This window comes from Micromonospora lupini (assembly GCF_026342015.1).
In the GTDB taxonomy this organism is placed as follows: domain Bacteria; phylum Actinomycetota; class Actinomycetes; order Mycobacteriales; family Micromonosporaceae; genus Micromonospora; species Micromonospora lupini_B.
Window position 1 is genome coordinate 2,443,864 of record NZ_JAPENL010000001.1, and the last position, 19,430, is coordinate 2,463,293.

The following is a 19,430-nucleotide window of genomic DNA, read 5'->3' on the forward strand; positions in this document are numbered from 1 at the left end:
CCGCCGACCCGGACGGGATATGTCGACCGTCACGTACCGGACGTCCTCGCTTCGCCGGGCGCGACCCGGTGCCCGCCGGCGCGCGGCGGCGGGCGCGCGGGCCTACGATCGGGCCATGTCGCGGTACGCCCGAGCCGAGCGCGAGGCGCTGGCCGATCTCCTCCTGGCCCTCGGGCCCGACGCGCCGACGATCAACGAGGGCTGGGCGACCCGTGACCTCGCCGCGCACCTGGTGTTGCGGGAGCGCCGTCCGGACGCGGCCGGCGGGATCCTGCTGGCGCCGTTGCGGGGGCACGCCGAGCGGGTCCGCAGGCGGCTCGCCGCCGGGCCCTACCCCGAGCTGGTGGCGCAGGTGCGTCGGCCGCCGGTCTGGAGCCCGATCAGCAACCCGCTGACCGACGAGCTGGTCAACACGGTGGAGTTCTTCATCCACCACGAGGACGTGCGACGGGCCGCCCCGGGGTGGCAGCCGCGCGAGCTGTCCCGCGGTCTGCAGACCACCCTGTGGAAACGGGTCGCCCCACTGGCCCGGCTGACGCTGCGCCGCTTCCCGGCGGACCTCTACGTGCAGGCGCCCGGGTATGGCGAGGTCTCCGTCGGCCGTGGCGGCGAACGACTGCGGGTGGTGGGCGCCCCGGCCGAGTTGACCCTGTTCCTCTCCGGTCGGCAGCGGGTGGCCCGGGTTCAACTGGACGGTTCGCCGACGTCCGCCCGGCAGCTCCGCAACGCCAGCCTGGGCATGTGACTTACTGCACCTAATCGGTCACACGAACGACGGGCATTTGCCGCAGTCCCAGCGACGCGCGCCGATACCTCCTCCCGTACGCTTCAGCGCGCCGTTCCGCGCCGGGGCGGCACGATGTGGGGGCACACGATGCGGAGCTTCGCGATCTCGGCGCTACGGGAACCCTCCTTCAGGGCGGGGCGCCACAAGTCCACGGATCGGGTGGCCAGCGAGAGCGTCGAGTGGGCGCGCGCTTTCGGCCTGGTCAATTCCGGTCATCAGGTTCATCGACTACAACAGGCGGACGCCGCTGGCCTGGCCGGCCGGGCCTGCCTGGAGGGGCCGCCGCAGGGGTTGCGGCTCCTCACCGATCTGATCTCCTGGCTCTTCGTCATGGACGACGCCTGCGACGAGGACGGCCTCGGCGCGGACCCGAGCCGGCTGGCGCCGGTCATCGCCGCCCTGCTCGACGTGCTGGACCGGTGCGGTGACCCGCTCGCGGCCCTGCCGCCGGGCGCCGGGCCGTTGGGCGCCGCGCTGCACGACCTGTGCCGCCGGACCCGGGCGCAGGGCCGCGCGCCGATGTTGCTGCGCTTCGTCAGTCAGGTGCGCCAGTACCTGCTGGCGCTGCTCTGGGAGGCCGCCAACCGGGAGCGCCGGCGGGTGCCGGGGGTGACGGAGTACGTCCAACTGCGTCGGCACATCGGCGGCGTGCACCCCTGCCTCACCCTGACCGACCTGGCGTCGAAGCAGCCACCCGGGCCGAGCCGGCGTACCGATCCGGCGCTTACCGCCCTGGACCTGCTGGCCGTGGACCTGGTCTGCTGGTGCAACGACCTCTTCTCGTACGGCAAGGAGAGCCGGAGCGACCCGGACGCGCACAACCTGGTGACGGTCATCGCCCAGGAGGGCGGTCTGGCCGAGGCGGACGCGCTGCGGGCGGCCGCCGACCGTTTCAACAGGGGGTTGGCGGCGTACCTGGCGGCGGAGGAGAGGTTGCTGGCAAGCGGCGTCGACGCGTTGCGCTCGCCGCTGGCGGCGCGGCGCAACTGGGTCCGGGCCACCTACGACTGGTCGGTCGTGGCTGCCCGCTACGCCTGATCCGGAGCGCCGGCCGGCGGGACCGGGCCGCCTGTCGATCACCCGCACTAGCCGATGCCCGGTGCCAGGCAATACTCTTCGGTAACCACTATGACGTGACGACCGTCACGCCACCACCCCCGAAGGCGGCTACAGCGATGGCTCTCGATGTACCGTACCGTTCCATCCCGGACATGTTCCTCAAGCGCGTGGCGGCCACCCCCGACCGGCACGCGTTCGCGTCCCCGACCCCCGACGACTCGGGCCCCGACTGGCTGACCTGGGAGCAGGTCGGTCAGCGCGCCAAGGCGGTCGCCGCCGGCCTGCACGCGCTCGGCGTAGGCCAGGAGAATCCGGTCGCCATCCTCGCCAACACCCGGCTCGACTGGGTGGTCGCCGACCTCGGCATCATGTGCGCCGGCGGGGCGACCACCACCGTCTACCCGACCACCGAGCCGGCGGACGCGACATACATCATCGCCGACTCCGCCTCGCGGGTCCTCTTCGCGGAGAACCCGGCGCAGGCCGCCAAGATCGCCGGAGCGGACCTGCCGGCGCTTACCCACGTGGTGCTCTTCGACGGCACCCCGGACCCGAGCGCCGCGGTGCCCCAGCTCAGCCTGGCCGACCTGGAGGAGCGGGGCGCACAGGCGCTGGCGGCCGAACCCGATCTGATCGACATGCTGGTGGCCGGCATCGGCCCGGACCACCTGGCCACGCTGATCTACACGTCCGGCACCACGGGCCAGCCCAAGGGTGTCGAGCTGCTGCACGGCGGCTGGTGCTGGGAGGCCGTGGCGCAGGCCGAGGTCGGGCTGCTGCGCGACGACGACCTGCAGTACCTGTGGCTGCCGCTGGCACACTCGTTCGGCAAGACGCTGCTCTGCGGCGCGATCCATGTCGGTCTGCCCACCTACGTCGACGGGCGGGTCGAGAAGCTCGTCGACCTGCTCGCGGTGATCCGGCCGACCCTGATGTGCGGCGCTCCCCGGGTCTTCGAGAAGGTCTACAACCGGGCGGTGACCACCGCGCAGGGCGCCGGCGGCGCGAAGGCGAAGATCTTCGCCTGGGGCGTCCAGGTCGGCAAGGAGAAGGTCGCCCTGGAACAGGCCGGCAAGCCGGTGCCGACCGGGCTGAAGCTGCGCTACGGGCTGGCCGAGAAGCTGGTGTTCAGCAAGCTCCAGGCCCGCCTCGGCGGGCGGATGCGGGTGCTGGTCTCCGGGGCCGCTCCGCTCAGCCCGGAGATCGCCACCTTCTTCGCCGCCGCCAACCTGCCGATCTCCGAGGGCTACGGCCTCACGGAGACCAGCGCCGGCAACTTCGTCAACCCGCCCTCCGGGCTGCGGATCGGCACGGTCGGGCAGGCGATGGGCGACCTGGAGTGCAAGATCGACACCGATGGCGAGATCCTGGTCCGCGGCCGGCCGGTGATGCGCGGCTACCACAACCTGCCGGCGGAGACCGCCGCCGCGTTCACCGAGGACGGCTTCTTCCGCACCGGTGACATCGGCAGCCTGGACGAGCAGGGCTACCTGCGGATCACCGACCGCAAGAAGGACCTGGTCAAGACCTCGGGCGGCAAGTACATCGCGCCCTCGCACATCGAGGGGATGTTCAAGGCCATCTGCCCGTACACCTCGCAGGCGGTCGTGGTCGGTCAGGCCCGCAACTTCTGCACGATGCTCGTCACGCTGGACCCGGACGCCATCCGGGGCTGGGTGGCCGGCGGCCCCCTGGAGGGCCGCGACTACACCGAGATCGTCGCCTCACCGGAGGCGCAGGCGATGGTCGAGGAGTACGTCGCCCAGCTCAACGCCAAGCTCAACCGCTGGGAGACGATCAAGAAGGTGGCGATCCTGCCGCGCGACCTGACGATCGAGGACGGCGAGATCACCCCGTCGTTGAAGATCAAGCGGCGTGGCGTGGAGAGCAACTTCGCCGCCGAGATCGACAAGATGTACGCCGGCACCCTCGCCGAGCTGTAGAAACGGCCGCCGGTGGCCCCGCACCCGCCCGGGTGTGGGGCCACCTGCGTGTGTGTCGGGGGCTCAGGCGATGACGGACGGCTCCCGCCAGCGCTGCCGGCCGGTCCGATCCAGGTCGTAGCGGACCGTGGCGATCCGCTCCACGGCCTCCACCAGGTCGGCGGCCGGCAGCGTGAACGGCAGCCGCAGGAAGCGTTCCAGGGTGCCGTCCAGACCGAACCGGGGGCCGGGCGCGAGCCGGACGCCCACCTCCTCGGCGGCCCGGGCGAGCGCGCTGGAGACCGGGCCGTCCAGCTCGGCCCAGAGGGTCACTCCGCCGCGCGGCACTGTCACCCGCCAGTCCGGAAGTCGGTGCGCCAGAGCGTCCAGCAACGCGTCGCGCTGGGCGGTGAGCTGGGCACGGCGGTCCGCGACGATGGCCGCCGCGTCGGCGAGCAGGTGCACGGCGACCAACTGGTCGAGCACCGGGCTGGACATGTCCATGCCGACCCGGACGGCGGCCAGCCGCTGCACCTGCGGCGCGGAGGCGCGCACCCAGCCGATCCGCAGGCCACCCCAGTACGGCTTGCTCATCCCCCCGATGCTCACCACCCGGGAGTGCCTGTCGAACGTGGCAGTGGGCGGCGGCAGCTCGGTGCCGTCCAGCGGCAGGTCCACGAAGGACTCGTCGACGATCAGGTCGGTGCCGACGGCGTGGGCGGCCGCGACCACCCGCTCGCGCAACGCGGACGGCATCAGGTGCCCGGTCGGGTTCTGGAACTCCGGAATCAGGTACGCCAGCTTGGGCCGGGTCTGCCGCAGGCTGCCCAGCAGCAGGTCGGGCTCCCAGCCGCCGGCGTCGGCGGACAGCCCGTGGGTCGTGATCCGGGCCCGCCTGCTGCCCAACGCGGCGAGCGCGTTGGGGTAGGTCGGGGACTCCACCAGAACGCTCCCGCCGGGTGCCAGGGCGAGGCGCAGCACCAGGTCCAGGGCGTGCTGGGTGCCGCTGGTGACCATGATCTGGTCGGCCGAGGTGGGCAGCCCGCGGGCGGTGTAGCCGGCGGCTACCGCCTCTCGCAGCTCGCCGATCCCGGTCGGGTGGTAGCCGGCCCCGCCCAGGTAGCGCGGCAGATCCTCGGCGGCGGCCCGCGCGGCGCCGAGCAGCTGCGGCGGAGCGGCCAGCGCGGCGACACCGAGGTCGATCATCTCCCGGTCGTCCAGCGGGGTCCACAGACCCGTGCTGGCGACCCGGTGGTTGCCGGGCAGCATCGTCCAGCTGCCGGCGCCCCGGCGGCTGGCCAGGTGCCCGGTCTCGCGCAGCTCCCGGTACGCGGCGGTGACAGTGGTACGGCTGATCCGCAGCGCCTCGGCCAGCTCGCGTTCCGCCGGGAGGCGGACACCAAGGGGAAGCCGGGCGTCGGCGAGCAGGCCACGCACCGCGCCGGCCAGGGCGGCGTAGTCGGGACTGCGGCGGCGGCCCGGCAGGGCGTGCCACTGCCCCAACAACCGGGCCAATTGGACGCCTCGCACCTGAGCTGTCATGGCCACTCCTCGGATATTGGCCTCTTCCTCAGGGAGGATTGGCACCTAGGGTGGCATGCATGGCACTGATTGGCAATCTGCGGCAGCGGCCGGTGCGACGGCTCACCCAGCTCTACGCCGGGCTCGTCGTCTACGGGGTCAGCATGGCCCTGATGATCCGCTCCGACCTGGGCCTCGACCCGTGGGACGTCTTCCACCAGGGGTTGTCCGAGCGGACCGGGCTCTCCTTCGGCACTGTCACCATCGGCGTCGGCGCCCTGGTGCTGCTGCTGTGGATTCCCCTGCGCCAGCGGCCCGGCCTCGGCACCGTCAGCAACGTGGTGGTGATCGGCCTGGTGGTGGACGCCACCCTGGCCCTGCTGCCCACCGGTGGCCCCCTCGGCGTCCGCATCGTCCTGCTGATCACCGGGATCGTCGCCAACGGCGCCGCCACCGCCCTCTATCTCGGCGCCCAGTTGGGTCCCGGCCCACGCGACGGGCTGATGACCGGCTTCGTCGCCCGCCGACCCGGGCTGTCGATCCGCCTGGTGCGCACGGTCATCGAGGTCACCGTTCTCGCGCTGGGCTGGCTGCTCGGCGGCACGGTCGGCGTGGGCACCGTCGCGTACGCGCTGGCCATCGGCCCGCTGGCGCAGTTCTTCATCCCGCTCGTCGCGGTGCCCGCCCCGGTTGCCACCGCTGGCGACCCGCCGGGCGCCGCTCCCGCCCCGGCCGGCTGAGCGTTCACCGACCGTTCACGCCTCGGCACGGCGCGCTGGTACAAGCGGGCTCGTTGGAGGGTGGGTGTTCCCTTCCGCGACGCTCGCCGTCATCATCTCTGCATGGGGGAGAACGGTTGGCGCTGGAGCGACGCCTGGATCTTCGTGTCGTTGGTGATCGCGAGCGGGGCCGGGCGGCACCGACGGTCCGCGACCAGTCGCCGGCCGGAGGGCGTACGCCTGACCGACGTGCTGTCCACCGCCGACCACCTCAACCGGGCGATTCCGCAGCGGCACGAGGTGGAGGTCGCCGTCCAGCGACTGGTCGGCGCGGGTCTGGTCACCGTCGCGGACGGCTGGTTCCGCATCACCGCGGAGGGTGAGCAGCTCTGGCGGACCCGGCCGCGCGCCGGGGTGGCGACGATGGTGGACACCGTGCAGGGCGTGCTGAGCCGCAGGCACGCGCCGGGTCGCGCCGAATGGATCCTGGACGAGGCCGAGCACGCGGCGGCCGTGCAGGAGTACGCGGTGCGTTCGATCCCCACCCCCCGCCGGTCACCGGAGGGGCAGGCCGGGGGCTTCTGAGCCGAATGCAGATCTTGGACAGTTTCCGTTAGCTGTCAACGGAAACTGTCCAAGATTGCACGGTCAAGGCGCGCCGACGGGTGTGGCGGGTAACGGCAGGACGAGCAGGTGCATGGGTGTGCCGTCGGGCATCGCCGATCCGCCGACCTGCTGCCATCCCGCGCGCTGGTAGATGGCGCGGGCCGGTGCGGCCGGGTTGGACGCGAGTGTCGCCCACTGCTCGGGCCGCCCGTCGAGAAGCCGGCGTAAAAGTTGCGCGCCGATGCCCTCGCGCCGCCGGTCGAGACGCACGGCCCACTCCATGACCGCGAACTTGTCCACGCCACGGAGATCGCCGGGAGGCTCGACGTCGGCACGCGTCCACCAACGCCCGGCGGCCATCGTCGACCCGTACGCCGCACCGACCAGCTCGCCCACGTCGTCCGCCACCACGAGGGTGAACCCCGGGCGCCTCGCCTCACCAGGCAGGGCGGCGGCGAACGCGGCCACCTGATCCGGTCCCTCGGCGTACGGCGGCTCCGCGTAGACGACCGCGTACAGACGCACCAGCGCCGGAAACACGGCCGTGGCCGATCCGGCGTCGTACATGCTGTATCTGACAGGCATGGCAGCAACGGAGGCTAGGAGCGAATACGCTCGGCGAGATCAGTGAACGCGGGCCGGAATCGTTCCACCGTGGGTACCGCATCCATGACCTGAGCGGCCACTGAGTGCAGCGAGTGGTTGTGCAGGTGAGCCGGCAGCGCATCGAGTGTGTCGGCGGCGTGCCGCAATCCGTCGGGGATGTGCCCGCCACGGATCAGCCGGGCAGCCTGGTGCAGTTGCACCTGCGCACGTAACCGGGTCTGCGAGGCGGGATACAGGCCGAGGGCCAGATCCTGCGCGACCTCGGCGTCGGCCAGCCGGCCGGCGTGGGTGCACACCCACGATTCGGTGTGGTGGACCCGATGCTCCGGCCACCCCCACAGCGACTCCACGTCGCTCACGATCGTGGACGGCAACCGCGGAGCGAGGTCGACGAGTTGCCGCACCGTCGCCACCGCCTCCGCATGCCGCCCGGCCAACGAGAGGGCCTGGGCCCGGCCAGCGAGTAGCCCACACGCGGCTGACGTGGCCTGCCGACCCAACAGGGGCAGCACCTCGTCCGACAGGGTGACGACCGCCGATGGTGGACGTCCGTCGTAACAGCCGTTCACCACATCCCAAGCCCGCACCAACACCCGGGTCTCGGTGTCCTCGGACTGGTCGGCGATCCGATGGGCGGTCTGCCACCAGCGCCGGCCCATCAGAACCTGGCCCGACGCGACAAGGCTCAACGCGACGATGACGGACAGGCGCGCAGCAGCCCGCAGGAGACCAGGTCGACGCGCGCCAGGGTCGGCGGCAATCTGGTGTTGCAGCACCGTCAGGTCGGCACTCAAATGGGCCATCAACGCGGGACGGGGTTGCCGGTAGTAGCCGTGGCCGTAGTCAGCCGCAATCTGCTCCCACTCGTCGTGGCCGGGGGTCGCCGCGTCGCCGAGGCCGTGGCGAAGGGCCTCCAATCCGGCCAGGGGCGCGACGGCAGGGGCGGCGGCCAACGCCGTCATGGCACGCAGCATGGTGCGCCGGTGCAGGTCGGTGACACCGGCCCGCTCGCTCCGGTACGCCTCGACGAGCGCGCCGCCGGCGTGCAGTGCCCGTTCGCAGGCCGTGGCCAGCGCCTCGGTGGGGCGGCGGTCACCGCGTTCCACCTGGGAGATGTGGCTGTACTGGAAATGGATGATCGCACCGAGCTGTCGCAGGGACAGTCCAGCGCTCTCCCGATGCTGCCTGAGCAGCTTCCCGAAAGCGTCCATGGTCGGCTCCCAGCGTCTGCAGGAGCGTGTGCACACCGCGCACGCCTGCCGTATGGGCAGCATATCGGCCAATCTCGACCTGTCAGCCCACCTGGCACAGCAGCGTCCAGCGGGAGTAACGGGAACTGTCGCTCCCGTGCAGGTGGTGCCCATATCCCCCTGCCCTCGGAGCCGAGCATGACCGACAGCCTTCATGTGCCTGCGGGCACCCTGCTGCACCTGCTGGCATGGGAGATCACCCCCAATCCCACCAACCGCGACGAACTGGTGTGGACGGTGGTCGTAGACCAGCAGCCGGTCGGCGGCACGGTGCGGATGCGAGGGCACACGTGTGCTGGCCCCGTACCGGGCTGTGCCGGCGGGTGGTGCTTCGAAGCGCAGGTCTCGGTCGCGGCGGTCCGCGCCAACATGGGTGGAGCCCGGTGACTGCACCCGCCGCCCAACTACTGGCCCGCTGGTGGCGAATCCTGGCTGAGCATGAGCAGCGACACGGGCGATGCCCGATCTGCGGCACCCGCGCACAGTGCTGGGAACGGGCGGGAGCGTTCGCGAATCTGATCGCGCACGACGCTTACCATGTGCGCCCGCCGTCACCGCGTTCCGAAGCCGGCGGGTCACCGCCAGCCGCGTCCCCAACCTCCATGGCAGAACACCTAGCACGACGACAGCTTGAGGCCGATCAATGACCTCGGTGTTTGAGTCGCACGGATCAGGGCCGCAGGCCCGCGTCCTTGACCCCGTCGACGAATGCCATCCATTGTGGAGCGGTCACGACCAGGGAGGGGCCGCGCGGGTCTTTGGAGTCACGGATACCGACTGCGTGCAAAGCCAGAGCGACCTCGATGCACTGTGCGTTTTCGTTCAGGCTACGGCTGCTCTTGCGCCAGGTAGCGGTGGTCAGGAAATCACGGTTCATGTGGTCTCCCTGCCACGGGTTGGTGGGTGGCGTTGGTACCAGTCAAGCGTAGGTCACTTGGGTCTTGCGTTGAAGCAGGAGACATCGACGACATGGGGGGTACCACGTGCGCGGGGGCGAGGGTCGACCGAGCTGGGGCGTTGGACCGAGCGATAAGGACGTCGACCAGAAGTCGGCTAGCGCACCGGGTGGCCGCTGCGGCGCAGCGCGTCCTTGACCTCGCCCACCGTCAGCTCGCCGAAGTGGAAGACGCTGGCGGCGAGCACCGCGTCGGCACCGGCCCCGATCGCGGGCGGGAAGTGCGCCACCTCGCCGGCCCCACCGCTGGCCACGACCGGCACGTCCACCACGGCCCGCACCGCGCCGATCAGCTCCAGGTCGAAGCCCGCCTTGGTGCCGTCGGCGTCCATCGAGTTGAGCAGGATCTCCCCCGCGCCCAGCTCGGCCACCTGCCGTGCCCAGCGCACCGCGTCGAGGCCGGTGCCGCGCCGGCCGCCGTGGGTGGTGACCTCGAACCCGCTGGGTGTGCCGCCGGCCGGAGCACGGCGTACGTCGAGGGAGAGCACGAGCACCTGCCGGCCGAATCGGTCGGCGATCTCGGCGATCAGCTCCGGCCGCGCGATGGCGGCCGTGTTCACGCCTACCTTGTCGGCGCCCGCGCGCAGCAGCGTGTCGACGTCGCCGACCTGCCGGACCCCGCCGCCGACGGTAAGCGGAATGAAGACCGACTCGGCGGTGCGGCGCACCACGTCGAGCATGGTGCCCCGGTCGCTTGAGGAGGCGGTGACATCGAGGAAGGTCAGCTCGTCGGCGCCGGCCCTGTCGTACGCGGCGGCCAGCTCCACCGGGTCGCCGGCGTCGCGCAGGTCGAGGAAGTTGACCCCCTTGACGACGCGGCCGGCGTCCACGTCGAGACAGGGGATCACGCGCACCGCCACCGTCATGCCGTCACCCTATCCTCCGCACGTGCAACGGCGGCCGGCCCGACCCGGGCCGACCGCCGCGCACAACTAACCGATCACACGCGGACGAGCATCTTGCCCAGGTTCTCGCCGCGCAGCAGGCCGAGGAACGCCGCCGGGGCGTTCTCGATGCCGTCGACGACAGTCTCGTCGTAGGAGAGCGTGCCGTCGCGCAGCCAGCCCGCGACGTCGCGGACGAACGCGTCGCGCAGGTGGTTGTGGTCGCGGACCAGGAAGCCGCGCAGGGTGAGCCGCTTGCCGATGACCAGGGACAGGTTGCGGGGCGCGGCGGGCGGCTCGGTGTCGTTGTACTGGGCGATCATGCCGCAGATGGCGGCTCGGCCGTGCAGGTTCATGGCCGAGATCGCCGCCTCCAGGTGGTCGCCGCCCACGTTGTCGAAGTAGACGTCGACGCCGTCCGGGGCGGCGGCCCGCAGCGAATCGCCGACCGGCCCGTCGTGGTAGTCGAACGCGGCGTCGAAGCCCAGCGCCCGCAGCCGCTCGACCTTGGCGGCCGAGCCGGCGCTGCCGATGACCCGGCCCGCGCCCTTGAGCTTGGCGATCTGGCCCACCAGGCTGCCGACCGAGCCGGCCGCGGCGGAGACGAAGACCGTCTCGCCGGGCTTCATCGCGGCGACCTCCAGCAGACCGGCGTACGCGGTCAGTCCGGGCATGCCGAGCACGCTGAGGTACGCGCTTGCCGGCGCCAGGCTCGGGTCGACGCGCCGGGCGGCGCTGGCGTCGAGCACCGCGTACTCCCGCCAGCCCAGCCCGTGCAGCACGGTGTCGCCGACCGCGATGTCGGCCGACTCGCTGGCCACCACCTCACCGACCGCGGCCCCGTCGAGCGGGGCGTCGAGGGCGAACGGCGGCACGTACGACTTGACGTCGTTCATCCGTCCCCTCATGTACGGGTCGACGGACATGAACTGGTTGCGGACCACGATCTGGCCCGGTCCGGGCGTCGGGACGTCGGTCTCGACGAGCCGGAAGGTGTCCTCGGTGGGCCAGCCCTCGGGGCGGCTGGCCAGGTGGATCTCACGGTTGCTTGTCATCGGGTGGTCGTCCTCTCGTCCGCGGTCGGGGTCCAGGTCCGCGGGCGTCAGGCGGCCAGGGTCTCGCGGACGGTAAGCGCGACGTCGATGTTGCCGCGGGTGGCGTTGGAGTACGGGCAGACCTGGTGGGCCTGCTCGACGAGCTGCTCGGCGGCGTCGCGGGCGACGGCGGGCAGGTCGACGACGAGCCGCACGGTGAGCCCGAAGCCACCGCTGCCGTTCGGGCCGATGCCGACCTCGGCGGCGACGACGGAGTCGCTCACGTCGGCCTTGGCGCGGCGGGCCACCAGGCGCAGGGCGCTGTGGAAGCAGGCCGCATAGCCGGCGGCGAAGAGCTGCTCGGGGTTGGCGGCGCCACCCGCGCCACCCATCTCCTTCGGCACCGCCAGGTCGAGCACGAGGGTGCCGTCGGAGGTCTCGACGTGGCCGTCGCGGCCGTCGCCGGTGGCGGTCGCGGACGCGGTGTAGAGAGCCTGCATGAGAGTCACTGCTCCTTCTGTCGGTGGATGGTGTCGGTGACCCGGGTGAGGGTGTCGCGCAACGCGACAAGCTCGCTGATGCCCAGACCGGTGGCCTGCGCGATCCGCAGCGGGACGTCGCACACCTGCTCGCGCAGCGCTCGGCCCCGCTCGGTGAGGCCCACCTCGACCCGCCGCTCGTCGCGCGCCGACCGCCGCCGCACCACCAGGCCCGCCCCCTCCAGCCGCTTGAGCAGCGGGGAGAGCGTGCCGGAGTCCAACCGCAGCTCGGCGCCCAGCTCGGACACCGTGGGCGCGTCGTCGGGGCGTTCCCAGAGCACCAGCAGCACCAGGTACTGCGGATAGGTAAGCCCGAACTCGTCGAGGATCGGCCGGTACACGTCGGTCAGGGCGCGCGACGCGGCGTAGAGCGCGAAGCACACCTGCCGGCGCAGCACCAGGTCATCGGTCACCCGTGAACCGTAGCCCGCAATTAAGTTGTGCACAACTTATCGGGCCGACGAGTGGCCGTGACGAGGGCCACCGGCAGCTCACCTGTCGCCGACGTACGCCTCCAACTCCACCTCGACCAGATGCTCCGGATCGAGCAGACCCGCCACCACCACAAGCGTCGCCACCGGCCGGACCGCACCGAAGACCACGTTGTGCGCCCGACCCACCTCGTCGGCGTGCAGCCGGTCGGTCACGTACATCCGGGTCCGGACGACGTCACCCGGCTCCACGCCCACCTCGGCGAGCGCCGCCAACCCGATCCGCAACGCCTGCGCGGTCTGCGCGGCGGCGTCCCCGACGTGGACCACCCGACCGTCCACGGTCGCCGTACACCCGGCCGTCATAGCCAGGTCGCCGGCCCGCACCACGCGGGAGTAGCCGTAGCTCTGCTCCCATCGGCCCCCCGAGCCCAGCCGGGTGACCGTCACGACTCGGCCAACGTGCGCAACGCCTCGGCCACCGTGAACGCGCCCGCGTACAGCGCCTTGCCGGCGATCACGCCCTCCACGCCCAGCGGCTCCAACGTGGCCAACGCCCGCAGGTCGTCCAGTGTGGACACCCCACCCGAGGCGATCACCGGCCGGTCGGTACGCACGCACACCTCGCGCAGCAGCTCCAGGTTCGGCCCGCGCATCGTGCCGTCCTTGGTGATGTCGGTGACCACGTACCGCGTCGCGCCCGCCTTGTCCAGGCGCTCCAGCACCTCGTACAGGTCACCGCCGTCGCGGGTCCAGCCCCGCGCGGACAGCGTCTGACCGCGTACGTCCAACCCGATGGCGACCCGGTCGCCGTACTCCCCGACCACCCGGTCGCACCACTCCGGGTTCTCCAGCGCGGCGGTGCCGATGTTCACCCGGCTCGCCCCGGTGCCCAGCGCCGCGCGCAACGACTCGTCGTCGCGGATGCCACCGGACAACTCCACCTGCACGTCCAACTGGCGCACCACCTCGGCGAGCAGGTGCGCGTTGGTGCCCCGGCCGAACGCCGCGTCCAGGTCGACCAGGTGGATCCACTCGGCGCCGTCGCGCTGCCACGCCAGCGCGGCGTCCAGCGGCTCGCCGTAGATGCTCTCGCTGCCGGCGGCGCCCTGCACGAGCCGGACGGCCCGGCCGTCGGCGACATCCACGGCGGGTAACAGGGTGAGACTCAACGTCTTCTCCTCGATCAGGTACGACGGTCCAGAGCGATCACCACGATCGCCGGCAGTACGAGCAGCAACAGCACGATCAGCGCGACACGCAGCGCCAGATCGTCGACGAACGTCCAGATCAGGATCAACGCCGCCCCGGTGAGCAGCACGATAGCCGCCCGCTCACCCCGGGTGTGCCGAGCCAGCCGCCCCGTGCGGCCCCGCCGCAACTGCGGCGTCAACAGGCGCACCACCGCGCGGCGGCGCTGCCGACGCGCCACCCGGCGCTGCCGGGCCGCCCGCTCCCGCGCCAGGACTGCCTCACGTTCCGCCCGCCGACGGGCCCGCTCCCGGCTCACCGCGACGCCCGCCCGCCGCACGCCGGGCGGTGCCGGCGCTCAGTCACCGGCGGGCAGGGTGGCGAGCCAGTTGCGCAGCAACGCGGCACCGGTGTCGGCGGACTTCTCCGGGTGGAACTGCGCCGCCGACAACGGCCCACGCTCCACCGCCGCCACGAAGTCGGTGTCGTGGTGTGCAGTCGTCACCACGGCCCCCGCAGCCGCCAACGCCGCCGGCTCACCCATCGCGTACGAGTGCACGAAGTAGAACCGGCTCTGCGCCGGCAACCCCGCGAACAGCACCGACCCCCGCGGCGCGCGGACCGTGTTCCAACCCATGTGCGGCAGGCGGTGCGCGGCCAGCCGGGTCACCCCGCCGGGCAGCAACCCGAGGCCCTTCGTCACCACTCCGTGCTCCTCGCCGTGCTCGAACAGCACCTGCATGCCCACGCAGATGCCGAGCACCGGACGACCCGCCGCCACCCGCTCCGCGATCACCGGGCCCGCGCCGAGCGCCTCGATACCCGCCATGCACGCCGCGTACGCGCCCACGCCCGGCACCACCAGACCGTCCGCGGCCGCCGCCGCAGCGAGGTCGTCGGTCACCCGGACCGTCGCGCCCGCCGCGGCCAGCGCCCGCTCCGCCGAGCGCAGGTTGCCCGAGCCGTAGTCGAGCACCACCACGTCCGCGGTCACGACCCCGACTCCGGGATCAGCCGGAGCACCCCGGCGGCCGTGGCGAGCAGCGCGAGCAGCGCGGTGACCACCACGGCGCCCCTCGGCGCGCCCTGCCGGTGCAGCGACCACGCGCCACCCACCAGCACACCGGCCAGGATCAGCAGCAACGTCGGCAACGCGGCACCCATCAGAGCCACCCTTCATTCGCGACTGCGGGACTCCGCTGCGCTGCGCTCCTCGCGCTCATCAGAGCCACCCTTCATTCGCGACTGCGGGACTCCGCTGCGCTGCGCTCCTCGCGCTCATCAGAGCGCCCCCTTCGTGCTCGGGATCGCGCCCGCCGCCCGCGGGTCGATCGCGGTCGCCTCGCGCAGCGCCCGGGACACCGCCTTGAACTGGGCCTCCACCACGTGGTGCGCGTCCGGGTGCCCACCCGGACGGGCCGCCCGCAGCACGTCGACGTGCAGGGTGATCCGGGCCGCCTGGCCGAACGACTCCCAGATGTGCCGGGTCATGCTTGTCGGATAGACCGGCCCGATGTACGGCGCCAGCACCGGCTCGTCGTGCACCACGTACGGCCGGCCGGACAGGTCCACAGCGGCCCGGACCAGCACCTCGTCCATCGGGACGGTCGCCGAACCGTACCGTCGGATGCCGGCCTTGTCGCCGAGCGCCTCGTCGAACGCGGCGCCCAGCGCGAGCGCCGTGTCCTCCATCGTGTGGTGCGCGTCGATCTCCAGGTCACCCACGGTCCGCACGGTCAGGTCGTAGCCGCCGTGGCGGGCGATCTGGTTGAGCATGTGGTCGTAGAAGCCCACGCCGGTACTGATCTCGGCGGCGCCGGTGCCGTCGAGGTCGATCTCGACGAGGACCTTGGTCTCCTTGGTGATCCGCTCCACCCGGGCGGTCCGACTCATCGCAGGGTCTCCATCGCAGCTAGGAAGGCGTCGGTCTCGGCCGGGGTGCCGGCGGTCACCCGCAGCCAGCCGGGCAGGCCGACGTCGCGGACCAGCACCCCCTGCGCCAGCAGGGCCCGCCAGGCGACGGCCTGGTCGCCGCCGGACTCGAACAGCACGAAGTTGGCGTCGCTGTCAGCCACCCGCAGGCCGCCACCGCGCAGCGTCGCGACGATCCGGTCCCGCTGGGCCATGATCGCGCTCACCGTACCCAGCAGGGCGTCGCGGTGGGCGAGCGCCGCGCGGGCGGCGGCCTGGGTCAGAGCGGACAGGTGGTACGGCAGACGGACCAGCTGCACCGCCCCCACCACCCCCGGGTCGGCGGCCAGGTAGCCCAGCCGGCCACCGGCGAAGCCGAACGCCTTGCTCATCGTGCGGGTCACCACGAGCCGCGGGTGGCCGGGCAGCACCGCGAGGGCGCTCACCGTGCCCGGCCGGGCGAACTCGGCGTACGCCTCGTCGACGACCACCATGCCGGGCGCGACGTCGAGCACCGCGGCGACCACAGTCGGGTCCAGCGCCGTGCCTGTGGGGTTGTTCGGCGAGCAGAGAAAGACCACGTCGGGCCGGTGCTCGCGGACCTGGGCCACCGCCTCGTCGGCGGTCAACCCGAAGTCGACGCCGCGCGCGGCGGGCACCCACCGGGTGCCGGTGCCGAGGGCCAGCAGCGGGTGCATCGAGTACGCCGGCACGAAACCCAACGCGGTACGCCCCGGCCCCCCGAACGCCTGCAACAGCTGCTGCTGGATCTCGTTGGAGCCGTTGGCCGCCCAGACGTGCTCGACGGTCAGGCCGTGCCCGAGATATTCGGCCAGGTCGGCGCGCAGCGCCACCGCGTCCCGGTCGGGATAGCGGTTCAGGTCGCGCAGCTCCGCCGCGAGCGCCTTGCCGATCGCGTCGACGACCGGCTCCGGCACCGGGTAGGAGTTCTCGTTGGTGTTGAGCCGCACGGCCACGTCGAGCTGCGGCGCCCCGTACGGCGAGAGCCCGCGCAGGTCGTCGCGGATCGGCAGATCGTCGAGCGAGGTCACGCCAGCCCTCCCGGGAAGCGGGCCTGCACGGCCTGGCCGTGCGCCGGCAGGTCCTCCACGTTCGCCAGGGTGACCACGTGCGGGGCCACCTCGCGCAGCGCGGCCTCGGTGTACTCGATCAGGTGCACGCCGCGCAGGAACGACTGCACCGACAGCCCGGACGAGTGCCGGGCGCAGCCACCTGTGGGCAGCACGTGGTTGGAGCCGGCGCAGTAGTCGCCGAGCGACACCGGCGACCAGGCGCCCACGAAGATCGCTCCGGCGTTGCGCACCCGCAGCGCCCACTCCCGGGCGTCGACCGTCTGGATCTCCAGGTGCTCGGCCGCGTACGCGTCGACCACCCGCAGCCCCGCCTCGAGGTCGTCGACCAGGACCACACCGCTCTGCTCGCCGGTCAGCGCCGTGGTCACCCGCTCGGCGTGCTTGGTGGCCGGCACCTGCCGGGCCAGCTCCCGCTCGACCGCCTCGACGAGGGTCGTCGACGGGGTGACCAGCACGCTCGCCGCGAGCGGGTCGTGCTCGGCCTGGCTGATCAGGTCGGCGGCCACGTGCGCCGGGTCGGCGCTGTCGTCGGCCAGGATCGCGATCTCGGTCGGGCCGGCCTCGGCGTCGATGCCGACGACACCACGAAGCAGCCGCTTGGCGGCTGTCACCCAGATGTTGCCCGGGCCGGTGACCAGGTCGACGGGCTCGCACCGCAGCGCTCCCGCCGGGTCGACCGCCGCGCCGTACGCAAGCATCGCCACCGCCTGGGCGCCGCCCACGGCGTACACCTCGTCGACCCCGAGCAGCGCGCACGCGGCGAGCACCCGGGGATCGGGCAGGCCTCCGTTGTCCTTCTGCGGCGGGCTGACCACCACTAGCGAGCGCACCCCGGCCGCCTGGGCCGGCACCACGTTCATCACCACAGTCGACGGGTACATGGCCAGGCCGCCGGGAACGTAGAGGCCCACCCGGTCGACGGGCAGCCACCGCTCGGTGACAGTGCCGCCGGGCACCACCCTTGTCGTGTGGTCGGTGCGCCGCTGGTCGTCGTGCACCCGGCGGGCACGGGCGATCGACTCCAGCAGCGCGGCCCGCACGGCCGGGTCGAGCACTCCCTCGGCCTCGGCGATCGCCTCCACCGGGACCCGCAGCACCTCCGGTGAGATGCCGTCGAACCGCTCACTCGCCTCCCGGATCGCCGGGTACCCATGATCCCGGACCGCCTCGACGAGCGGCTTGATCCGCTCGACGGCCACCGACACGTCGAGCTGGGCACGGGGCAGCAGGCGGCGCGGGTCACCGAGACCGTCGCGCAGGTCGATCCGATTCAGCACCCTTGCGAGTCTAGGCGGCCCGCCCGGAGCCCACCCCAGCCGCCCGCTCGGCGGGACGGTGAGCCGGGCCACGCCGTCGCGGGCGCGATTGGTTAGGCTCGACCATGTGACCGCACGGCTGCCGGTGTTCCCGCTCGCAACGGTGCTCTTCCCCGGGTTGGTGCTGCCGCTGCACATCTTCGAGGAGCGCTACCGGGCCCTGGTCCGGCACCTGGTCGACCTGCCCGAGGGCGCGTCCCGCGAGTTCGGGGTGGTGGCCATCCAGGCCGGCTGGGAGGTCGCGCCCGCCGGGCCGGGCGCCCGCGCGACGCCAGGCGTCGGCGACGTCACCCTGCACGAGGTGGGCTGCACCGCCGAGCTGCGCCAGGTCACCGAGCTGGCCGACGGCGGCTTCGACATCGTCACCGTCGGCCGGCGGCGGTTCCGGATCGCCGACGTCGACGAGAGCAGCGAGCCCTACCTGACCGCCGAGGTCGAGTGGCTACCCGAGGCGACCGGGTCGGACGAGGTGGCCGACCTGCTGGCCGCCCGCGTGATCGCGGTGTTCCGGCAGTACCTCGGGCTGATCCGCTCCGACCCGGAGGAGATCTCCGAGCAGCTTCCGGAGGATCCGACGGTGCTCTCCCACCTGGTGGCGGCCACCGCCGCGCTGACCGTGGACGACCGGCAGCGGCTGCTGGCCATCGACGACACCGCCGCCCGGCTCCGCGCCGAGCTGCGGCTGCTCAACCGCGAGGCGGCTCTGCTGCGCCAGGTGCGGGCGGTTCCGGTGCCGCTGTCGGAGCTGGCGTCTCCGCCGACACCCAACTGAACGCCGCCGGGTCCGGCTCCGGCCGCAGGCCCGGCCACCGCGACCAGCCGGCCAGCAGGGTGTACGTGACGGCGGCGCCGAACGCCGGCAGCAGCAGGTTGCCGTGCGGCACCGGCACCACGCCTAGCAGCCAGTCGATTCCACCGGCGCGCAGGTCGGCGGGTTTGGTGAACGCCTGCCCGGCCGGGGCGCTGTCCAGCAGCCGGTCGAAGGTCGGCAGCCCGACCCGACGCCCCACCTGCCAGGCCACCGGCGCGGCGGCCAGCGTGCCGAGCACCACGCCGAGCAGCCCCACCGGGCCGCGTCGGCGGCGCAGCAGGAACCACAGGGCCAGCGCCGCGAGCACCCCGAAGGCCAGCCCGAGCAGACTGAACCAGCCGTCTGCGGCGATCGGCTGCTCCGGCTGGGGCTCGGCGTAGATCGCCCCCTCGGCCGTCTTGAGCACCGGGGTGTCCGGCGCGAGCACTGCCCAGAGCAGCCCGAGCGGCCCGCCCAGCACGGCCAGGGCCAGCACGGCCCCGAGCACCGTCGCCACCGTCCGCAGCGGCCGGCGCGGCTCGTCGGGGGCCGGCTCCGGCTCACCGGGGTACGCCGTCGAGCCGGCACCCTCGGCCGGGTACGCCGTCGAGCCGGCACCCTCGCCCGGGTACGCCGTCGAGGCGGGACCCCCTCCGGGGCCGAACCCGGGCGGGGGCGCGGCTGGTGGCGGCGCGGCCGGCGCGCTCTCCGCGGGCGCCGCACCCGGCGGTGGGGGTGGGGCAGGCCGGTCGGCGTCGTCGACGTGCCGCTCAGGGTCGGGGTTGTCCGGGCTCACCCGATGATCCTCTCAGGCC

The 19,430-nt window shown here is 72.7% G+C and carries 24 protein-coding genes; 7 read left to right on the forward strand and 17 right to left on the reverse strand.

Features of this window, described 5'->3' with window-relative positions:
- Positions 1-115 precede the first annotated feature (115 nt).
- From OOJ91_RS10650 to OOJ91_RS10660, 3 genes are all read left to right on the forward strand, one after another.
- Positions 116-745: a TIGR03085 family metal-binding protein gene (locus OOJ91_RS10650; RefSeq protein WP_266244445.1), complete on the forward strand. Its 630-nt coding sequence runs from the start codon at positions 116-118 to the stop codon at positions 743-745.
- Between the two features lie 201 nt (positions 746-946).
- Positions 947-1,825, forward strand: a complete 879-nt coding sequence (locus OOJ91_RS10655) for a terpene synthase family protein (protein WP_266244446.1) — start codon at positions 947-949, stop codon at positions 1,823-1,825.
- A 137-nt stretch (positions 1,826-1,962) separates the two neighbouring features.
- Positions 1,963-3,789 carry an AMP-dependent synthetase/ligase gene (locus OOJ91_RS10660; protein WP_266244447.1) on the forward strand — a complete coding sequence of 609 codons (1,827 nt, stop codon included), beginning with the start codon at positions 1,963-1,965 and terminating at the stop codon, positions 3,787-3,789.
- 63 nt (positions 3,790-3,852) lie between these two features.
- Here OOJ91_RS10660 and OOJ91_RS10665 read toward each other — a convergent pair whose 3' ends face one another.
- Positions 3,853-5,310: a PLP-dependent aminotransferase family protein gene (locus tag OOJ91_RS10665; RefSeq protein ID WP_266244448.1), complete on the reverse strand. Its 1,458-nt coding sequence runs from the start codon at positions 5,308-5,310 to the stop codon at positions 3,853-3,855.
- Positions 5,311-5,369: 59 nt separating this feature from the next.
- Here OOJ91_RS10665 and OOJ91_RS10670 point away from each other — a divergent pair, with 59 nt between their 5' ends.
- Positions 5,370-6,029 (forward strand): YczE/YyaS/YitT family protein, encoded by a 660-nt coding sequence (locus OOJ91_RS10670; protein ID WP_266244449.1) that lies wholly within the window; start codon positions 5,370-5,372, stop codon positions 6,027-6,029.
- A gap of 102 nt (positions 6,030-6,131) precedes the next feature.
- Positions 6,132-6,593: a hypothetical protein gene (locus OOJ91_RS10675; protein ID WP_266244450.1), complete on the forward strand. Its 462-nt coding sequence runs from the start codon at positions 6,132-6,134 to the stop codon at positions 6,591-6,593.
- A 63-nt stretch (positions 6,594-6,656) separates the two neighbouring features.
- On the opposite strand, the gene OOJ91_RS10680 is transcribed toward OOJ91_RS10675, so the two are convergent.
- Together OOJ91_RS10680 and OOJ91_RS10685 are read right to left on the reverse strand one after the other, a co-directional pair.
- Positions 6,657-7,199: a GNAT family N-acetyltransferase gene (locus OOJ91_RS10680; RefSeq protein ID WP_266244451.1), complete on the reverse strand. Its 543-nt coding sequence runs from the start codon at positions 7,197-7,199 to the stop codon at positions 6,657-6,659.
- Between the two features lie 14 nt (positions 7,200-7,213).
- Positions 7,214-8,431 (reverse strand): helix-turn-helix domain-containing protein, encoded by a 1,218-nt coding sequence (locus OOJ91_RS10685; protein WP_266244452.1) that lies wholly within the window; start codon positions 8,429-8,431, stop codon positions 7,214-7,216.
- Positions 8,432-8,608: 177 nt separating this feature from the next.
- Between OOJ91_RS10685 and OOJ91_RS10690 the strand changes: the two genes are divergently transcribed.
- On the forward strand, positions 8,609-8,857 hold the full coding sequence (locus tag OOJ91_RS10690; RefSeq protein WP_266244453.1) for a hypothetical protein: 249 nt from the start codon (positions 8,609-8,611) through the stop codon (positions 8,855-8,857).
- A gap of 283 nt (positions 8,858-9,140) precedes the next feature.
- Here the strand turns inward: OOJ91_RS10690 and OOJ91_RS10695 are convergent, their stop codons facing one another.
- The 13 genes from OOJ91_RS10695 to hisD all read right to left on the reverse strand — a co-directional run bounded on the left by OOJ91_RS10695 (position 9,141) and on the right by hisD (position 17,786).
- The gene (locus tag OOJ91_RS10695; RefSeq protein ID WP_266244454.1) at positions 9,141-9,347 is read right to left on the reverse strand and encodes a DUF397 domain-containing protein; all 207 of its coding nucleotides are present in this window, start codon (positions 9,345-9,347) and stop codon (positions 9,141-9,143) included.
- Between the two features lie 176 nt (positions 9,348-9,523).
- Entirely contained in the window at positions 9,524-10,291 is a 768-nt protein-coding gene (hisF, locus tag OOJ91_RS10700) for an imidazole glycerol phosphate synthase subunit HisF (RefSeq protein ID WP_007462965.1), read from the reverse strand.
- A gap of 74 nt (positions 10,292-10,365) precedes the next feature.
- Entirely contained in the window at positions 10,366-11,364 is a 999-nt protein-coding gene (locus tag OOJ91_RS10705) for an NADP-dependent oxidoreductase (protein WP_266244455.1), read from the reverse strand.
- 47 nt (positions 11,365-11,411) lie between these two features.
- Positions 11,412-11,843, reverse strand: a complete 432-nt coding sequence (locus OOJ91_RS10710) for an organic hydroperoxide resistance protein (RefSeq protein WP_323178449.1) — start codon at positions 11,841-11,843, stop codon at positions 11,412-11,414.
- 5 nt (positions 11,844-11,848) lie between these two features.
- Positions 11,849-12,295, reverse strand: a complete 447-nt coding sequence (locus OOJ91_RS10715) for a MarR family winged helix-turn-helix transcriptional regulator (protein ID WP_266244457.1) — start codon at positions 12,293-12,295, stop codon at positions 11,849-11,851.
- A gap of 78 nt (positions 12,296-12,373) precedes the next feature.
- Positions 12,374-12,763, reverse strand: coding sequence for a RidA family protein (locus tag OOJ91_RS10720; protein ID WP_266244458.1), 390 nt, complete (start codon positions 12,761-12,763; stop codon positions 12,374-12,376).
- Entirely contained in the window at positions 12,760-13,485 is a 726-nt protein-coding gene (gene priA, locus OOJ91_RS10725) for a bifunctional 1-(5-phosphoribosyl)-5-((5-phosphoribosylamino)methylideneamino)imidazole-4-carboxamide isomerase/phosphoribosylanthranilate isomerase PriA (protein WP_266244459.1), read from the reverse strand. Before priA ends, OOJ91_RS10720 begins: the two co-directional genes overlap by 4 nt.
- A gap of 14 nt (positions 13,486-13,499) precedes the next feature.
- Positions 13,500-13,823, reverse strand: a complete 324-nt coding sequence (locus OOJ91_RS10730; RefSeq protein ID WP_266244460.1) for a hypothetical protein — start codon at positions 13,821-13,823, stop codon at positions 13,500-13,502.
- Between the two features lie 39 nt (positions 13,824-13,862).
- The gene (hisH, locus tag OOJ91_RS10735; protein ID WP_266244461.1) at positions 13,863-14,498 is read right to left on the reverse strand and encodes an imidazole glycerol phosphate synthase subunit HisH; all 636 of its coding nucleotides are present in this window, start codon (positions 14,496-14,498) and stop codon (positions 13,863-13,865) included.
- Positions 14,495-14,668, reverse strand: a complete 174-nt coding sequence (locus OOJ91_RS10740; protein ID WP_266244462.1) for a hypothetical protein — start codon at positions 14,666-14,668, stop codon at positions 14,495-14,497. The genes hisH and OOJ91_RS10740 overlap by 4 nt, the downstream gene beginning before the upstream one ends.
- A gap of 117 nt (positions 14,669-14,785) precedes the next feature.
- A complete protein-coding gene (hisB, locus tag OOJ91_RS10745) occupies positions 14,786-15,397 on the reverse strand; it encodes an imidazoleglycerol-phosphate dehydratase HisB (RefSeq protein ID WP_007462985.1) in 612 nt (203 codons plus the stop codon).
- On the reverse strand, positions 15,394-16,467 hold the full coding sequence (locus OOJ91_RS10750; protein ID WP_266244463.1) for a histidinol-phosphate transaminase: 1,074 nt from the start codon (positions 16,465-16,467) through the stop codon (positions 15,394-15,396). Before OOJ91_RS10750 ends, hisB begins: the two co-directional genes overlap by 4 nt.
- A complete protein-coding gene (gene hisD, locus OOJ91_RS10755) occupies positions 16,464-17,786 on the reverse strand; it encodes a histidinol dehydrogenase (RefSeq protein ID WP_266244464.1) in 1,323 nt (440 codons plus the stop codon). The genes OOJ91_RS10750 and hisD overlap by 4 nt, the downstream gene beginning before the upstream one ends.
- A 106-nt stretch (positions 17,787-17,892) precedes the next feature.
- On the opposite strand from hisD, the gene OOJ91_RS10760 reads away from it, so the two are divergent.
- The gene (locus OOJ91_RS10760; protein ID WP_266244465.1) at positions 17,893-18,597 is read left to right on the forward strand and encodes an LON peptidase substrate-binding domain-containing protein; all 705 of its coding nucleotides are present in this window, start codon (positions 17,893-17,895) and stop codon (positions 18,595-18,597) included.
- On the opposite strand, the gene OOJ91_RS10765 is transcribed toward OOJ91_RS10760, so the two are convergent.
- On the reverse strand, positions 18,512-19,411 hold the full coding sequence (locus OOJ91_RS10765) for a DUF2567 domain-containing protein (RefSeq protein ID WP_266244466.1): 900 nt from the start codon (positions 19,409-19,411) through the stop codon (positions 18,512-18,514). The genes OOJ91_RS10760 and OOJ91_RS10765 overlap by 86 nt on opposite strands.
- Between the last annotated feature and the right edge of the window lie 19 nt (positions 19,412-19,430).